The following is a 316-nucleotide window of genomic DNA, read 5'->3' as shown; positions in this document are numbered from 1 at the left end:
ACTGGCTGATACCGGCGGTTTACGTATTAGTATCGTTGATAACAACGGTAAACCCGTTGCTGGTGCTGTTGTTAAAGTTAGGACCCCTGACAGTTTGACAGAGAAAGAAGCGGTTTCAGATGCAGAGGGTAATGTGCGTCTGGTTGGCTTGGACGCTTCTACTAAATACGAAGTGAATATTACCGGGCAAGGCTATCAGCCTTTGGTGGCGAACAACGTCCGCGTGGTTACCGGTAAAAGCTTAAGCCTGAACTATCAGGTTTCCAGTGAAAACTTCGAAAAAATCGAAGTGACAGGTAAGCAAGTTGCAGCGATG

At 46.8% G+C, this 316-nt stretch carries 1 protein-coding gene; it reads left to right on the top strand.

Translation table 11 applies throughout. The annotated features are described in order from the left end of the window. Nucleotides 1-316: carboxypeptidase-like regulatory domain-containing protein (locus J0A66_RS22510; protein ID WP_206576046.1), on the top strand; the 316-nt coding region annotated here is incomplete at both ends.

This window comes from Bowmanella dokdonensis (assembly GCF_017254865.1).
GTDB classification, from domain to species: domain Bacteria; phylum Pseudomonadota; class Gammaproteobacteria; order Enterobacterales; family Alteromonadaceae; genus Bowmanella; species Bowmanella dokdonensis.
This window is presented reverse-complemented; position numbering and strand designations above follow the sequence as displayed.